The sequence below is a fragment of the Microbacterium sp. KR10-403 genome (assembly GCF_040196215.1).
Taxonomy (GTDB): Bacteria; Actinomycetota; Actinomycetes; order Actinomycetales; family Microbacteriaceae; genus Microbacterium.
The window spans coordinates 666,657-680,404 of sequence record NZ_JBEGDC010000001.1 but is presented as its reverse complement, the minus strand read 5'-3'; the positions used below and the strand labels follow the sequence as shown (position 1 = coordinate 680,404).

The window sequence follows — 13,748 nt, the reverse complement described above, 5'->3', positions numbered from 1 at the left end:
GGCCCCGGATGATCATTGATCCGAGCCCCCACCGATGACCGGCCCTGCCGACTCGAAGTCCTCGAGGTCCGCCTGTTCCCCGTCCCGGAAGACATGAATCGCATCCGGCTGACCGATGAGCGGATGGGATGTACACCCACGTGAGCGGCTCCCTAGACTTCGGCAATGACCTACGCATTCCGCATGACGTTTCGGATCCCCGAGGGCAATCGGATTGGTCATGATGGGCCAGTACTGATCTTGCGAGACGGGCCGGCACCCCGCGTTACGATCCAGCCGCGCGCCATGGACCAGACGATCAAGCAGGAACAGCGCTTCACGCTCAAGGGCGAGGGCTATCAAACGGAGGGCGAAGCCGACGAGGATGGCAACCGTTGGATTTCGGCGCTTGCTCTTGGATCCGTTGCGGGGCTCGTTCCCGTCGATCTTGAGGGTCGCAAGCCTCGAGGTCAGTTCTCGCAAGCGTTTCTCGATCAGGTGAGCCTCCCAACCGGCGAAACTGTGGAGCTGCGAAGCGATCAGCCCGGCTTGGAGGTCTTCTCCGAAGACCAGCCAACGTCATGGCTCGGTTTCGAAGGCAACGCTGAGGCAGTCCGCAACGCAGCGACGACAGTCGATGCCGTTCGGCGGGCGTACGACGAAAACCTGCGCCCCGACGAGCGGACGATGCTCGCGATCGATCTCTACAGTGCGGCCGAAAGTACGGGTGACGCTGACGCCCGATTTCTGATGCTCATGTCCGCAGTGGAGGCCATGATCGTGACCGAGAAGCGATCGGACGAACAAGTTGCTGTGCTGAAGGGACTGCGTCAAGAGATCTCGGAGATGACCGACCTGGATCCCGAAGATCGGGACCAGCTGGCTTCTGCCGTGATCGGACTTCGATTCGAGTCGATCAGCGCGGCGGGTCGTCGTCTCGCGGAGTCGCTCGCGCCGCGCACGTATGGCGAGAAATCGGCGGTGGACTTCTTCCGTCGGGCGTACGACGTGAGAAGCAATCTCGTGCACGGCAACCCTGGCAAGAAGCGGCCCTCAATCGACGTCGTACGAGAGCTCACTGGACCGATGATCTTCTTCGTCCACGACCTGATCTTGACCCACGGTGGCGCGAACTGGGCTGACCTGCTCGGCGGGACCGAGGAGCCTCTACCCGCGAGCGACACTTGAGTGTGGTCGTCACGCGTCTGACCAACGGTGATCGCCCGCCCGGCGACCCATCTTGGAGTCAGTCGACAGCGCGGCCGGCGTCGCTCGGCGCGTGTCCAGGCTCCCCCACCGGCGCGGACTCTACGGGCCGCCGTCAACCCGTAGAGTCGCGTCCATGACGGCGCACCACCTCGACGACATCGCGGCCGATGCTCTCCTTAATGGTGAACGCTGGCGGATCCTCAAAGCAGCTCACCACGTGCTCGAATTACCGGGCCTGTACGCCATATACGGCAACGCGACCGCGTGGCTGGACCTCGAGCTCGAACCGGAGCTACACCGCCCGCTGTATGTAGGCAAGACTGAGGAGAGTCTCGTCAAACGGGACCTCGACGACCACTTCGTCGCCGGCCCCACTGGAAAGGCCCGAACCGGCGGGTCGACTGTTCGGCGGTCTTTCGCCGCACTTCTGCGCGACCAGCTGGACCTGCACGCGGTCCCACGGAATCTCGACAATCCGGGGCACTTCAACAAGTACGGACTCTCCCAAGGCGGTGATGAGCGCCTCACTGAATGGATGCACTCGCACCTGGAGCTCGCTGTGTGGTTCAAGCCGGACGGGAGCGCTGAGCGGCTCGTGGATGTCGAGACCGCGGTCATCAAGCGCTTCGCTCCGCCTATCAACATCCAGAAGAACCCCCGCAAACTCGGGCGCTTAAGCCGGGCTCGAAGCGAGATGAAGATCGAAGCACAGCAGTGGCGACCCGAGCACCGATGACGCCTCGATCGGCAGCGACCGCGGGCCGACGATACTATGCGGACCATGTCATCGACGTACGACGAGCAAGCGAATCACCGAATCGAGCGGGAGCTCGAAGCGTACGACACGACGTTTTCCACCTACAAGAAGAACGCTGCTGACCTCGAACAGAGAATTCGGACGGCGCTCGAAGCCGACCCGAGGATTCGTCTGCACGACGTGTCAGCACGTGTGAAGGACCGGAGTAGCCTCGAACGGAAACTCTTGAAGAAGGTCGAGAAGGACCCGATGATGCACATCGAGGATGTGATCGGCGTCCGCATCATCACCTACTTCAGGGACGATGCCCCCCGGGTGGAGGACATCGTTCGCAGGATCCTCGACGTTCACGAAGGCAGCTACGTGAACAAGGCCGACATGCTGAGAGACAGAGAGTTCGGGTATCGATCCATCCAGTTCGTGGTGACGATGCCGTGGGCAACTCGGGAGACGAACGTACCGTCCTCTTGGGGCGTGAATATCCTTGAGCCTTCGCTTTCGCCAGCTGTGGCAGAGATCCAGATCCGGAGCATCCTCGAGCACGCGTGGGCAGAAACTCAACACGATTTGCAATATCACGCTGCGCAGACGCTCTCCAGAGATGTTGACCGCCGCTTTGCTCTCACTGCAGCGCTCGTGGAGAACGTCGATGAGCAGCTCATGGCGATCAGGAACGAAGTCAGTGATGTACGCGACGACGAAGCGACCACACCGGAGGAGCGCGAGGAGGGATACATCCAGAGAATCATCGAGACCGACCGCGCATCTCGAGCACTTGACGAGAAGATCGCGAACGCGCTCGACCTTGAACTGATCAAGGGTCTCAAGCACAGAAGAGAAGTTGGGCGTGCTACGGCCATCGCAAATCTGCACACGTCAAGTCAGATCCGTGAGGCGCTTGCCGAGCAGGGAGGGAAGCTCGGCCTACGGATGGCCATCGTCTGCACAGATGTCGACCACCAGCTCATCCTCCCCGACACACACCACCACACTGACGACCCCATTGCCGCGTTCCCAGGGATCGGCATCTACTGGACCGCCCTCGCTCTCCTCCATCGCGGCCGAGACAAGTACTCGTCTTTCAACTCCGTCGGTGGAGGCAGGCTGGCAGAGTACGTAGAGGTGGGCCGCTACCTCGTGGAGCACCCCAAAGAGTCAGCGCTGAGCATCCGTGAACGCTATCGCCGGCAGGCCTATGAGCACGGCAATCACACCGACCAGGTCCACGAGCTGAACCTCGGGGAGTAACGCGACTGCCACTTCAGCCTCACCCGGTCATCACTCGGCGAAGGCCTCTCGGGGGAGCGAGTCGCTGCGCGCGGCAATCCGAGTCCATGTGGCATGGATTCGTGCTTGCTCAGCTTGGGGGTTCCCATACCACTTGACCATCGCGTCCGCGGTAGACAAGAGCGTCGCCGCAATCACAAAGGCCAGCTCTGTCACGGTTGGCAACGATGCTGACAGTCCTAGCACCTTCTGATCGGACGACGTCAGGACGAACGCGTTGATAGCTGATCGATGCCCATGAGCGGCCGCCGACAGTAGTGAATAGAACTTCGGCCCCGCCTGGTGGGGGATATCGCTGGACACGAGTTCCTCGACGAGCGTCGTTGAAACGATCTTCAAGGGTCGCGACAGCCCAAGTCGCTCAAGCTCGCATTCGAAGTGCCGTCTGCGTTCGCTGGGGTCGACCTCGTCCCCATCTCGGCTGATCAGCGTCTCGCCGTATTTTTCCGGATACCTAAGGTCCCCGTACAGGAGCGAGATCGAACGATGCGCCATCGTCCGGAACGGAAGTCCGTGCATCAACCACCGCGATCGAGAAAGTGATTCGAGCGTGTCTCGGCAGAGCGTCATCAGCGCCGTTGAGAACCCTCGCTCACTCCGCATCAGGGCTGCGAAGGCACGAGCATGATCGCTAGCACTGAGCAGGCCGTACTCGGCTTGCAGGACAGCGTCTGTCAGATGCCGTGTAGCGTTCAATTCGCGAGCTTCACCGAACGCGTGTGCCAGCGTCGACTCATCCAACGGTGTCCGATGATTCGAGCGGAGCACGACGCCATCGCTCGTCTTGGCGGCGTCGAGCACGACTGTCGACAGCATCCTGCGTGTCCTCAGCTCCTGTGGGGATGACATAGCTCACCTACTGACAATCACCGGACGGTTGAAGCGAATTTGGATACCTGACGATTCAAGCGCGCCTGCGCACAAGGCGCCAATTCGGATCGCGCTCGCACCACGTGGAGGGATGAAACTCGACGAGCCGGAAGTAGTTGCCGACGAGATCTCAGGACGTGTGTCACGCATGCTCCCGGAGCTCGCGCGAGGCAACATGGCACCTATTCCACATCAGCCGCGAACAGCCGCCCTCCGTCGAATTTACGTCTCTGATCGAGAACAGGATTCCGACAGAATCTTCCCAAACGCAGATCAGCGCCCCAGAAAAGGGGCGCTGATCAGGCTATTTTGGCGGTGACGGTGGGATTTGAACCCACGGTAGGGGGTTACCCTACACAACTTTTCGAGAGTTGCACCTTCGGCCGCTCGGACACGTCACCGCCGACAAGTGTACGTGAGATTTCGACGCCTCGCGAACCGACGGCTGTGCATCCGCCGACAACTAGTTGCCTCAGGCAACTACATACTTTAGACTGAAGTCATGTCGGCACCGGCATCCACCGTCATCCTGACGGCACTCACGCACCTGATCACCCAGTGGTCGTCCCCCCGGGTGCAGTCGCAGTACGCGGAGGCTGCCGGTGTCCGCATCGAACCCGGCGACATCCCGGTCGTCTACGCACTCGGCATGCAGGGCAACCTCCGTTCCAGCGCCCTCGCCGACCGCCTGCGGCTCACGCGTCCCACGATGAGCAAGCAGCTGCACCGGCTCGGGGCGGCAGGACTCATCGTCCGCCGCCCCGATCCCGAAGACGGACGCGCATCGTTCGTCGGCCTCTCCGACACCGGTCGCGCCGCCTATGACGCACTCGTCGCCCGCGGCATCGCCGCCGTCGAGACCGCGCTCGGCGCCTGGAGCCCCGCCGAGCGCCAACACTTCGCCGACCTCACCCGACGGTTCGTCACGGGCGTCGGCGTCGACATCCCCGATACCTCGCAGAAGGAGGAATGAGCCATGGCTCGCACATACGTCGTCACCGGTTCCGCATCCGGAATCGGCGCCACCACCGCGCAGATCCTGCGCGACAAGGGTGAGAAGGTGATCGGCATCGATCTGCGCAACGCGGACGTCGAGGCCGACCTCTCCACCGCGGAAGGACGGGTGGATGCCGCAGCCAAGGCCATCGAGCTCGCCGGCGGCACCATCGACGCGGTGATCGCCTGCGCCGGCATCTCCGCACCGATCCCCGCGACGATCTCCGTCAACTACTTCGGCGTGGTCGAGCTGCTCGACGCCCTGCTGCCGGCGCTCAAGACGTCCGACGCCCCGCGCGCCGCCGTCGTCTCGTCGATGGCATCGCTGCAGCCCAACTCCCCCGAGATGGTCGAGGCTGCCCTCGCCGGCGACGAGGCCACCGCCCGCGAGATCGCTCAGAAGCTCGCCGACCAGGGCCCGCAGATCGGCTACCTCGTCTACCCGTCGAGCAAGCGCGCGCTCAGCCGCTGGGTGCGCCGCGCCTCGATCTCCGAGGACTACGCCGGCAACGGCATCCCGCTCAACGCGGTCGCACCCGGCACGGTTCTCACACCGATGACCGAGGGCCTGCTGTCGACGCCCGAGGGCGCCAAGATGGTGGATGCCGCGGTCCCGATGCCACTGAACTACCACCAGCCCCCGGAGTCGATCGCGAACCTGCTCATCTGGCTGACGAGCGTCGAGAACACGCACCTGGCCGGCCAGGTCATCTACGACGACGGCGGTGCCGACGCGACCCTGCGCAGCGACGACATCTGGTCGTGGAACGACGCGAAGTGATCTAGACCCTCACCACGCCGCGGCGACCGCCGCGTGCGTGCGCAGAATGCCATCGGTCGTGCCCTCCGGGGCGCGGCCGATGCCGCATTCGGTGGCGACGCCGAACACCGGCGCGTGCTTGAGCGCCACGTCGATGCGGCGCTGCGCACCCTCGGCGCCGTCTTCGCGGTGCACGAGCCCGAGGTAGAGCTCGGTGTCACCGATCTGCAGTCCATCGAGCGGCGCGAAATACGCGTCGTCGTCGCGCTCGATCGGCACCGGCAGGTGAATCCAGTCGATCCGGCGGGTGGATGCCGCAACGAGCATATTCGCGAAGCGGACGAGGTTCGCGGCATCCTTCGGCTCGATGAAATGCTTCTCGGCGACGTCGCCGTAGCAGAGGTGGAAACCCACCTCCACATCGTCGGGCACCCGGCCGGCCTGCTCGGCCGAGCGGGCGGTCAGTCCGCCCCACAGGTCGTCGCCCCACCACGGCTGCGCCGCCGGCTTGTCACGGTACGGCACCTGCTCGATGAGCTGGAACTCGACGGCGTTGTCCCACTGGATCGCGAGGTCCTCGTGCGGAATGGTCGCGAGGATCTCGTCGAGCTCGCGGTACATCGCCGCGCGGTAGACGGGCTCGATCGCCGCGCGCTGCTCCTCGGGGAAGAACGCCCCCACCACGGCCAGCGGCGTCGGCAGCGACACCTGGAAGCGCGTGCCCTGCGGCACCGCGCCCTCGTCGCGAAGCCGGCGGAAGACCGCGTACGACTCCTGCGCGGCCGCGGCGTAGCCGAGCGGCGGGAACTCGATCGTCGCCGGGTCGACCCCGTCGGCCACCCGCACCGGCCGGGCATCGAGCATGCGCAACGGGATGCGCTCGGCGCCCACCCGCTCGATGCCCTCGGCCTGCCCGAGGATGTCCGGTTGGTACATGATCCAGTGGAACCGCGGCCCACATTCCCCATCCGGAATACGCTTGAGCCGGTCGCCGAGAATGCCGGCCGCCTGGCGGATCGTGGTCTCTGCGTCGTCGAAGTTCACGCTGCCGACGAGCAGCGCGCCCTGGGGCTGGGTCATGATCGTGCCTGTCTCTCGAGGGGTGGATGCCGCATCCCACGGTACTCGCCGGGGTTCGCTCTGGCCCGCGGCATCCACCCCCTGCCAGACTGGGCGCATGAGCGTCATCGAGAACTCGAAACTCACCGTGGTCGGAGCAGGCAGCGTCGGGTCGAGCACGGCCTATGCCGCACTGATCCGCGGGTCCGCACGGCATGTCGCGCTGTACGACATCGCGACCGAGCGGGCCGAGGCCGAGGTGCTCGACCTCGCCCACGGCACGCAGTTCACCGGATCGAGCGACATCATCGGCGGCAGCGACCTCTCGGTGGTCGAGGGCTCGCACGTCGTGGTCATCACGGCGGGCGCCAAGCAGAACCCCGGGCAGACCCGCATCGAGCTCGCCGGCGTCAACGCGAACATCCTGAAGTCGATGATGCCGCAGCTGCTCGAGGTCGCCCCGAACGCCATCTACGTCATCGTCACCAACCCGTGCGACGTGCTCACCGTGCTCGCGCAGGAGGCCACCGGGCTCCCGCCCGAGCGCATCTTCGCCTCGGGAACCGTGCTCGACACCTCGCGTCTGCGCTGGCTGCTCGCGCAGCGCGCCGGCGTGTCCACCTCGAGCGTGCACGCGTACATCGTCGGCGAGCACGGCGACACCGAGTTCCCGCTGTGGTCGCACGCGACGATCGGCACCGTCCCGATCCTCGACTGGCAGACCGCCGGGCACCCGCCGATGTCGGTGGAAGAGCTCGACGAGATCGCCGTGGACGTGCGCGATGCCGCGTACAAGGTCATCCAGGGCAAGGGCGCGACCAACTACGCGATCGGCCTGTCGAGCGCGCGGATCGTCGAGGCGATCCTCGGAGACGAGCACGCCGTCATGCCGGTCTCGCCCGTGCTCGACGACTTCCACGGCGTGAGCGGCGTCGCGCTCTCGGTGCCCTCGATCGTGAGCGCGTCGGGTGCGGTGCCGATCCGCGAGACGACGTTCAACGACTCCGAGCTCGAGCTCTTCCACCACTCGGCCGACGCACTGCGCGCCGTCGCCGACGAGCTGCGCTGATCGGCGGCACCCGGCCATTTCGCGGTGAGACTGCAACTGCCCGGTGAGACAGCGGGTACTTCCCTCTCCCTCACGGAGCAGTTGCAGTCTCACCGTCTAACGGTCGGCGAGCCGCGCCCCGGGAGCGGGGTGGATGTCGCAGGCCCGGCATAGCCTGGAGGCATGGCCACCAAGCGTCCCACCGCCTCCCCCTATCGGTGCACGGAGTGCGGGTGGACGACGCTCAAGTGGGTCGGCCGCTGCGGCGAGTGCCAGCAGTGGGGCACGGTCGTCGAAGCGGCCGAGCAGACCGGCCTCGCGGCGCGCAAGGTCTCGGCCGCCGCACCTCGGCGCAGCGCGCAGCCGATCACCATGGTCGACACGACGTCCACGCCGCGGCGCACGAGCGGCCTGGCCGAGTTCGACCGTGTGCTCGGCGGCGGCGTCGTGCCCGGGGCCGCGATCCTGCTGTCGGGCGAACCCGGCGTCGGCAAGTCGACCCTGCTTCTCGAGGTCGCGGCGAAGTCCGCCGGCGCGGGCAAGCGCGTGCTCTACGCGAGCGGTGAGGAGTCGGCGGCGCAGATCCGCCTGCGGGCCGAGCGGACCGGTGCCCTGCACGACGAGCTCTTCCTGGCGAGCGAGACCGACCTGGCCACGATCCTCGGCCACGTCGACGAGGTCGAGCCCGAGCTGCTCATCGTCGACTCGGTGCAGACGGTGTCGTCGTCGCTGTCCGACGGCATGGCGGGGCATCCCAGTCAGGTGCGCGAGGTGGCGGCCACGCTGATCCGGGTCGCGAAGGAGCGGGCCCTGCCCGTCGTGATCGTCGGCCACGTCACGAAAGACGGTTCGATCGCGGGCCCTCGCATCCTCGAGCACCTCGTCGACGTCGTCGCGCACTTCGAGGGCGACCGGCAGACCTCGCTGCGGTTCCTGCGCACGTTGAAGAACCGCTTCGGGCCGACCGACGAGGTGGGATGCTTCGACATGACCGGCAGCGGCATCGAAGAGGTCCCCGACCCGAGCCGGCTGTTCCTGGGCAGCGGCAAGCCGGTCGCCGGCACCTGCATCACGATCGCCCTCGAAGGCCGGCGGGCGATGCCGGTGGAGGTGCAGGCGCTCACGGTTCCGGCATCCGGCCCCAATCCCCGTCGGGTCGTGAGCGGGGTGGATGCTTCGCGCGTGGCCATGATCCTCGCGCTGCTGGAGAAGCGGGCCGGCGTCAACCTCTCCAAGCACGACGTGTACGTGTCGACGGTCGGCGGCGTGCGGCTCATCGAGCCCGGCGCCGACCTCGCCATCGCGATCGCGTGCGCCACCGCGCTGCGCGACCATGCCGTGCGGCACGATGTCGCCGCGATCGGCGAACTGAGCCTGTCGGGCGAGATCCGCCCGGTCACGCAGGCCGCGCAGCGGCGCACCGAAGCGCATCGGCTCGGCTATCGCACGCTCATCGACGAGCACGCGGGCTCGGTCCGCCAGGCTCTGAGCCTGGTCAAGGGCACGGCGACCGTCGCCGTCGACGACGGCGTGCCGGTGTTCTGAGCGCGGGCGACGCGGTCGAGCGCCGCAGTCAGGCGTCGAGCGTCGCAGTCAGGCGTCGAGCGCCGCGATCAGGTCGGCCGGCGAGGCCTGCATCGGATGCGGGCCGGCGATGTCGAAGAACACGGTCGTGATCTCGTCCCCGTGCACCTCGAGGAAGGCGCGCAGCCACTCGGGCGAGTGCAGGCCGACCGCCTTGGGCATCGCCTCGGGCTTGTGCAGCGCGTCGCTGAACAGCAGCAGGGCGATGTCGCCCGTGTTCGGGTCGCGGAACGTCCACACTTCGCCCGAGTCGCGCGGGTCGTCGCGGGCTCCGGGCCGCATCAGCGGCACGACGGTCGGGCCGTGCCGCAGCGCGAACGCGACGGCCGCCATGTCTTGCGTCTGCAGAGCGTCGGCGAGCTGGGTGTTGCGGAACTCGACCTCGGGCTTCTTGCCGCGCTTCTTACCGGATGCCACGGAACCAGCGTAATCGCGCGGGCCCCTGCACGCAGACAGAAAGGGACCCCCTCGAGCCGCTCATTGGGGACTGGACGACTCGAGAGGGTCCGGGACGCCGTGCACGCGGTGACGGTTCGCTGGGGACGAGCCTTGTCGCTGCTGGGGACAGCTCCACCGCGCATATGCGCTCGACGTGTACCTACAGTCTAAGGGACCACGCCACCCCAGCGGTGTCCCCCTTTCGGGGGACAAAGGCTGTTCAGCAGTGAGAATCCGCTAATAAAGCTGGAAGATCGCGTCGTCGATCGAATCGATTCCACCGATCTCCACAGACAGATGATAGCTCGCCCCGCCGCCCGCGGCCTGCGGCCGGTTCTTCGCCTGGCAGGTGGCCACCGAAGATCGGGTGCGATCCCAGACGAGCGGCTGCGAGCTCGACACCTTCTGCCCCGCGTTCAGCACGACGAGCATGTCGCTGGGCTCGCTCTGGCAGTCGGTCGAGCGCCACCAGGTGTCGCTGCCGCTCGTAATCGTGAACACCTGCGCACTGGTGCCGACATTGAGCGTGCACGGCTGGTCGCTCTCGTTCGTCAGCTCGATCGACAGCTTCGGATCCTGTCCCGACGCGTAGCTCGTCTTGTCGGTCACGGCCTGCACCGTCACATCGTTGGGTGTGCACGCTGCCGCCGACGCACCGGGACTCGGCGTCTTCGTCGCATCGGAAGGGGGCGTGGATGCCGCATCCGTCGCCGCATCCGTCGCACCGTCCGTCGCGGTCGGAGTGGACGAGGGCGTACCCGACGACGCATCGCCCGGCTGAGGCGAGGTCGACACGACGGGCAGGACGGGCTGCGCATCCTGTCCCTGCGCGTCCGCCGGCTCGACGGCGGCGCCGCTGCTCCACGGGCGGGCGATCAGCAGCCAGACGACCGCGACGATCGCGATGAGCACGAGCAGCAGCACCAGTCGCCGCCGCCGGTACACCGCGGGCGAATGACGACGTGCTCTGCCGGACGAACTGCTCACCCGGCCAGGGTAAGCGGCGCGGCGGCCGGTCCTCGGCGACGCGCCCGCCGATGCACCGGATTCACAGGTGCTTGAGCATGCGCGTGTTGCCGAGCGTGTTCGGCTTCACGTGCGCGAGATCGAGGAACTCGGCGACACCGGCGTCGGGGCTGCGCAGCAGCTGCGCGTAGACGTCGGGGTCGACCACGTGCTCGCCGATCGGCGCGAACCCGTGGCGTGTGAAGAACGACACCTCGAAGGTGAGGCAGAACAGGCGATCGAGCCCGAGCTCGATCGCGCGCGCTTCGAGCACCTCGACGATGCGCCCGCCGATGCCCTCGTGCAGCCGATCCTCGCGCACGAGCAGCGTGCGGACCTCGCCGATGTCCTTCCAGATGACGTGGAGGGCGCCGCATCCCAGCACCTGCCCCTCCGATTCGGCGACGACGAACTCCTGCACGGCCTCGTACAGCGAGACCATCTCCTTGCCGAGCAGGATGCGCCGAGACACGAGCGGCTCGAGCAGCGCGAACATCGCGGGCACGTCGGAGGTGCGGGCCGGCCGGATGACGATGTCGCTCACGCACAAAAGCCTACGTCGCACGACGCGCGAAGCCTCTCCGACCGGCCGGGTCGGAGGGGCTTCGCCGCAGACGGGAGGGGCTCAACCCTTCCAGACCGTCTTGAGGTTGCAGAACTCGCGGATGCCCGCAGCGGCCAGCTCGCGGCCGACGCCCGAGTCCTTGACGCCGCCGAAGGGCAGTTCGGGGAACGACGCGGTCATGCCGTTGACGAACACCGCGCCGGCGTCGAGCCGGTTGATGAACCACTCCTGCTCGTCCTCGTCGGTGGTCCACACCGACGAGCTCAGGCCGAAGGTGGTGCCGTTGGCGACGGCTGCGGCTTCTTCGCGGCTCTCGACCCGGTAGACGGATGCCACGGGTCCGAAGGCCTCCTCGAGGTACAGCCGCATCTCGGGCGTGATGCCGTCGAGGACGGTGGGCTCGAAGAACCAGCCGTCACGGTCGGGCACGGTGCCGCCGGTGCGGACGGTCGCACCCTTGGCCACGGCATCCGCCACCTGCGACTCGAGCTCGTCGCGGCCCGACTCGGTCGCGACCGGGCCGACGTCGGTCGACTCGTCGAGGGGGTCGCCGACGGTCAGCGCCGCCACCTTCTCGGTGAACAGGCGCACGAACTCGTCGTAGACGTCGGCGTGCACGATGAAGCGCTTGGCGGCGATGCACGACTGGCCGTTGTTCTGGTTGCGCGCGGTGACGCCGACGGTCGTCGCCTTCTCGAGGTCGGCCGACGGCATGACCACGAACGGGTCGGAGCCGCCGAGCTCGAGCACCACGTGCTTCACCTCTGAGCCGGCGATCGACGCGAGCGAGCGGCCGGCAGGCTCCGAGCCGGTCAGGGTCGTGGCCTTGATGCGCGGGTCGCGCAGCACGGATTCGACGCGAGATGCCGGGATCAAGAGGGTCCGGAAGGCACCCGCCGGGAAGCCGGCGCGGTCGAACAGCGTGTCGAGATAGAGGGCCGCCTGCGGAACGTTCGAGGCGTGCTTGAGCAGGCCGACGTTGCCCGCCATCAGCGCGGGGCCGGCGAAGCGCAGCACCTGCCACAGCGGGTAGTTCCACGGCATGACGGCCAGCACGATGCCGATCGGCGCGTAGCGTGTGCCGGCGGCCGACGCATTGACCCGGCTCGGGTCGGACAGCTGCTCGGGCGCGAGGAACTCTTCGGCGTTCTCCGCGTAGAAGCGCAGGCCCTTCGCGCACTTGAGCACCTCGGCGCGGGCCGCGGCGATGGGCCGGCCCATCTCGATGGTGATCAGCCGACCGAGCTCGTCGGCGTCGTCTTCGAGCAGCTGGGCGGCCTTGTTCATCCATTCCGCGCGCTGCGCGAACGTGGTGTCTTTCAGCGTCTCGAACGCGGCCTGCGCCTCGGCGATGCGCCGATCGACCTCCGCCTCGTCGTGCGCCTCGAACGTCTTCTCGACCTGCCCGGTCGTGGGGTTGATCGTCGCGATGGCCATGGGTCTCCTTCGAATACACGCCTGCGCGTCAAGCCTAGGCGCTCGGGCAAGCCCGGCGCCCCCCGATGCGCTGATGGGAGGCATGCGTGCACGGGCGGCACAGCGACGCCGCGATCACCAGTCGATCGTGTGCCCGTCTCCGGGCCGATGGATCATCCCGGGCCGGTGCACCCCGTCGTAGGCGGAGGCCGGCGACACGTCGACCTTCTCGAGGCGCTCGACCAACGGCAGCGCGATGGAGCGCATCCACATCACCGGGATCTTCACGCGATACCCGGAGCTGTCGGCGACCACGAGCATGCCGCTCGGAGTCTGTTCCATCGCGCGGATGTCGGCCAGCGGCATCCTTCGCACACGTCCGAACGACGAACGCCGGGTGAGGGCGGCGGCGTCGATCTGCGCAAACCAGGCGACCCAGACGAGCACCATCGCCATGCCGACGACGATGAAGACGACACCGCCGACCATGTCCGGCACGGCGAGATCGGGGCCGTCCGCCACAGCGCCCTCGATGCCCATCACCACGCCCCCGGCGGCGATCGCCGCGCCGAACGCCGGCAGGATGAGCGGCAGACGCACACGCACCGAGTCGGACGGGGCGTGAGCCGCCGGCGCACGGCGTCGTGCCCGGAGCAGAAGCGCGAAGACGACCAGGCCCACGGCCGCGGACACACCGATCTCGATCCATTCGTGCGATTCCACATGTCCCCCTCACGCGAGAAAGCGGCCCCGTTCCGAGAAACGGGGCCGCTTG

The 13,748-nt window shown here is 67.0% G+C and carries 14 protein-coding genes and 1 tRNA gene; 7 read left to right on the top strand and 8 right to left on the bottom strand.

The genetic code is table 11. The features are described 5' to 3' along the window. The first annotated feature begins 165 nt into the window (after window positions 1-165). The 3 genes from ABMQ42_RS03290 to ABMQ42_RS03280 all read left to right on the top strand — a co-directional run bounded on the left by ABMQ42_RS03290 (window position 166) and on the right by ABMQ42_RS03280 (window position 3,193). Window positions 166-1,167: a hypothetical protein gene (locus ABMQ42_RS03290; RefSeq protein ID WP_349721373.1), complete on the top strand. Its 1,002-nt coding sequence runs from the start codon at window positions 166-168 to the stop codon at window positions 1,165-1,167. A gap of 154 nt (window positions 1,168-1,321) precedes the next feature. Next, window positions 1,322-1,924, top strand: coding sequence for a GIY-YIG nuclease family protein (locus ABMQ42_RS03285; RefSeq protein WP_349721371.1), 603 nt, complete (start codon window positions 1,322-1,324; stop codon window positions 1,922-1,924). 45 nt (window positions 1,925-1,969) lie between these two features. Beyond that, entirely contained in the window at window positions 1,970-3,193 is a 1,224-nt protein-coding gene (locus ABMQ42_RS03280; protein WP_349721369.1) for a GTP pyrophosphokinase, read from the top strand. Window positions 3,194-3,223: 30 nt separating this feature from the next. Here ABMQ42_RS03280 and ABMQ42_RS03275 read toward each other — a convergent pair whose 3' ends face one another. Both ABMQ42_RS03275 and ABMQ42_RS03270 read right to left on the bottom strand, forming a co-directional pair. Further along, complete coding sequence (locus ABMQ42_RS03275) at window positions 3,224-4,048, bottom strand: hypothetical protein (RefSeq protein ID WP_349721368.1); 825 nt, start codon at window positions 4,046-4,048, stop codon at window positions 3,224-3,226. Window positions 4,049-4,412: 364 nt separating this feature from the next. Beyond that, window positions 4,413-4,503 (bottom strand) — tRNA-Ser (locus ABMQ42_RS03270). A gap of 101 nt (window positions 4,504-4,604) precedes the next feature. Here ABMQ42_RS03270 and ABMQ42_RS03265 point away from each other — a divergent pair. After that, entirely contained in the window at window positions 4,605-5,075 is a 471-nt protein-coding gene (locus tag ABMQ42_RS03265) for a MarR family winged helix-turn-helix transcriptional regulator (RefSeq protein ID WP_349721366.1), read from the top strand. Window positions 5,076-5,078: 3 nt separating this feature from the next. Further along, window positions 5,079-5,879 (top strand): SDR family oxidoreductase, encoded by an 801-nt coding sequence (locus ABMQ42_RS03260; protein ID WP_349721365.1) that lies wholly within the window; start codon window positions 5,079-5,081, stop codon window positions 5,877-5,879. Window positions 5,880-5,888: 9 nt separating this feature from the next. Here the strand turns inward: ABMQ42_RS03260 and ABMQ42_RS03255 are convergent, their stop codons facing one another. Next, complete coding sequence (locus tag ABMQ42_RS03255) at window positions 5,889-6,938, bottom strand: hypothetical protein (protein WP_349721363.1); 1,050 nt, start codon at window positions 6,936-6,938, stop codon at window positions 5,889-5,891. Window positions 6,939-7,035: 97 nt separating this feature from the next. Between ABMQ42_RS03255 and ABMQ42_RS03250 the strand changes: the two genes are divergently transcribed. Both ABMQ42_RS03250 and radA read left to right on the top strand, forming a co-directional pair. Then, on the top strand, window positions 7,036-7,986 hold the full coding sequence (locus ABMQ42_RS03250) for an L-lactate dehydrogenase (protein ID WP_349721361.1): 951 nt from the start codon (window positions 7,036-7,038) through the stop codon (window positions 7,984-7,986). 162 nt (window positions 7,987-8,148) lie between these two features. After that, window positions 8,149-9,510 carry a DNA repair protein RadA gene (radA, locus tag ABMQ42_RS03245; RefSeq protein WP_349721360.1) on the top strand — a complete coding sequence of 454 codons (1,362 nt, stop codon included), beginning with the start codon at window positions 8,149-8,151 and terminating at the stop codon, window positions 9,508-9,510. Between the two features lie 48 nt (window positions 9,511-9,558). Here the strand turns inward: radA and ABMQ42_RS03240 are convergent, their stop codons facing one another. The 5 genes from ABMQ42_RS03240 to ABMQ42_RS03220 form a co-directional block, all read right to left on the bottom strand. Further along, a complete protein-coding gene (locus ABMQ42_RS03240) occupies window positions 9,559-9,966 on the bottom strand; it encodes a dehydrogenase (protein WP_349721358.1) in 408 nt (135 codons plus the stop codon). 258 nt (window positions 9,967-10,224) lie between these two features. Then, entirely contained in the window at window positions 10,225-10,974 is a 750-nt protein-coding gene (locus tag ABMQ42_RS03235) for a hypothetical protein (protein WP_349721357.1), read from the bottom strand. A 61-nt stretch (window positions 10,975-11,035) separates the two neighbouring features. Continuing rightward, entirely contained in the window at window positions 11,036-11,542 is a 507-nt protein-coding gene (locus tag ABMQ42_RS03230; RefSeq protein WP_502884600.1) for an amino-acid N-acetyltransferase, read from the bottom strand. A gap of 75 nt (window positions 11,543-11,617) precedes the next feature. Then, window positions 11,618-12,994 (bottom strand): NADP-dependent succinic semialdehyde dehydrogenase, encoded by a 1,377-nt coding sequence (locus tag ABMQ42_RS03225; RefSeq protein WP_349721354.1) that lies wholly within the window; start codon window positions 12,992-12,994, stop codon window positions 11,618-11,620. 114 nt (window positions 12,995-13,108) lie between these two features. Then, the gene (locus ABMQ42_RS03220) at window positions 13,109-13,696 is read right to left on the bottom strand and encodes a hypothetical protein (protein ID WP_349721352.1); all 588 of its coding nucleotides are present in this window, start codon (window positions 13,694-13,696) and stop codon (window positions 13,109-13,111) included. Window positions 13,697-13,748: the final 52 nt, after the last annotated feature.

Coding starts and splice junctions, on each gene's coding strand:
- ABMQ42_RS03280 (WP_349721369.1), top strand. CDS start 1,970: ATGTCATCGACGTACGACGAGCAAGCGAATCACCGAATCGAGCGGGAG.
- ABMQ42_RS03285 (WP_349721371.1), top strand. CDS start 1,322: ATGACGGCGCACCACCTCGACGACATCGCGGCCGATGCTCTCCTTAAT.
- ABMQ42_RS03265 (WP_349721366.1), top strand. CDS start 4,605: ATGTCGGCACCGGCATCCACCGTCATCCTGACGGCACTCACGCACCTG.
- ABMQ42_RS03250 (WP_349721361.1), top strand. CDS start 7,036: ATGAGCGTCATCGAGAACTCGAAACTCACCGTGGTCGGAGCAGGCAGC.
- ABMQ42_RS03290 (WP_349721373.1), top strand. CDS start 166: ATGACCTACGCATTCCGCATGACGTTTCGGATCCCCGAGGGCAATCGG.
- radA (WP_349721360.1), top strand. CDS start 8,149: ATGGCCACCAAGCGTCCCACCGCCTCCCCCTATCGGTGCACGGAGTGC.
- ABMQ42_RS03255 (WP_349721363.1), bottom strand. CDS start 6,938: ATGACCCAGCCCCAGGGCGCGCTGCTCGTCGGCAGCGTGAACTTCGAC.
- ABMQ42_RS03275 (WP_349721368.1), bottom strand. CDS start 4,048: ATGCTGTCGACAGTCGTGCTCGACGCCGCCAAGACGAGCGATGGCGTC.
- ABMQ42_RS03225 (WP_349721354.1), bottom strand. CDS start 12,994: ATGGCCATCGCGACGATCAACCCCACGACCGGGCAGGTCGAGAAGACG.
- ABMQ42_RS03260 (WP_349721365.1), top strand. CDS start 5,079: ATGGCTCGCACATACGTCGTCACCGGTTCCGCATCCGGAATCGGCGCC.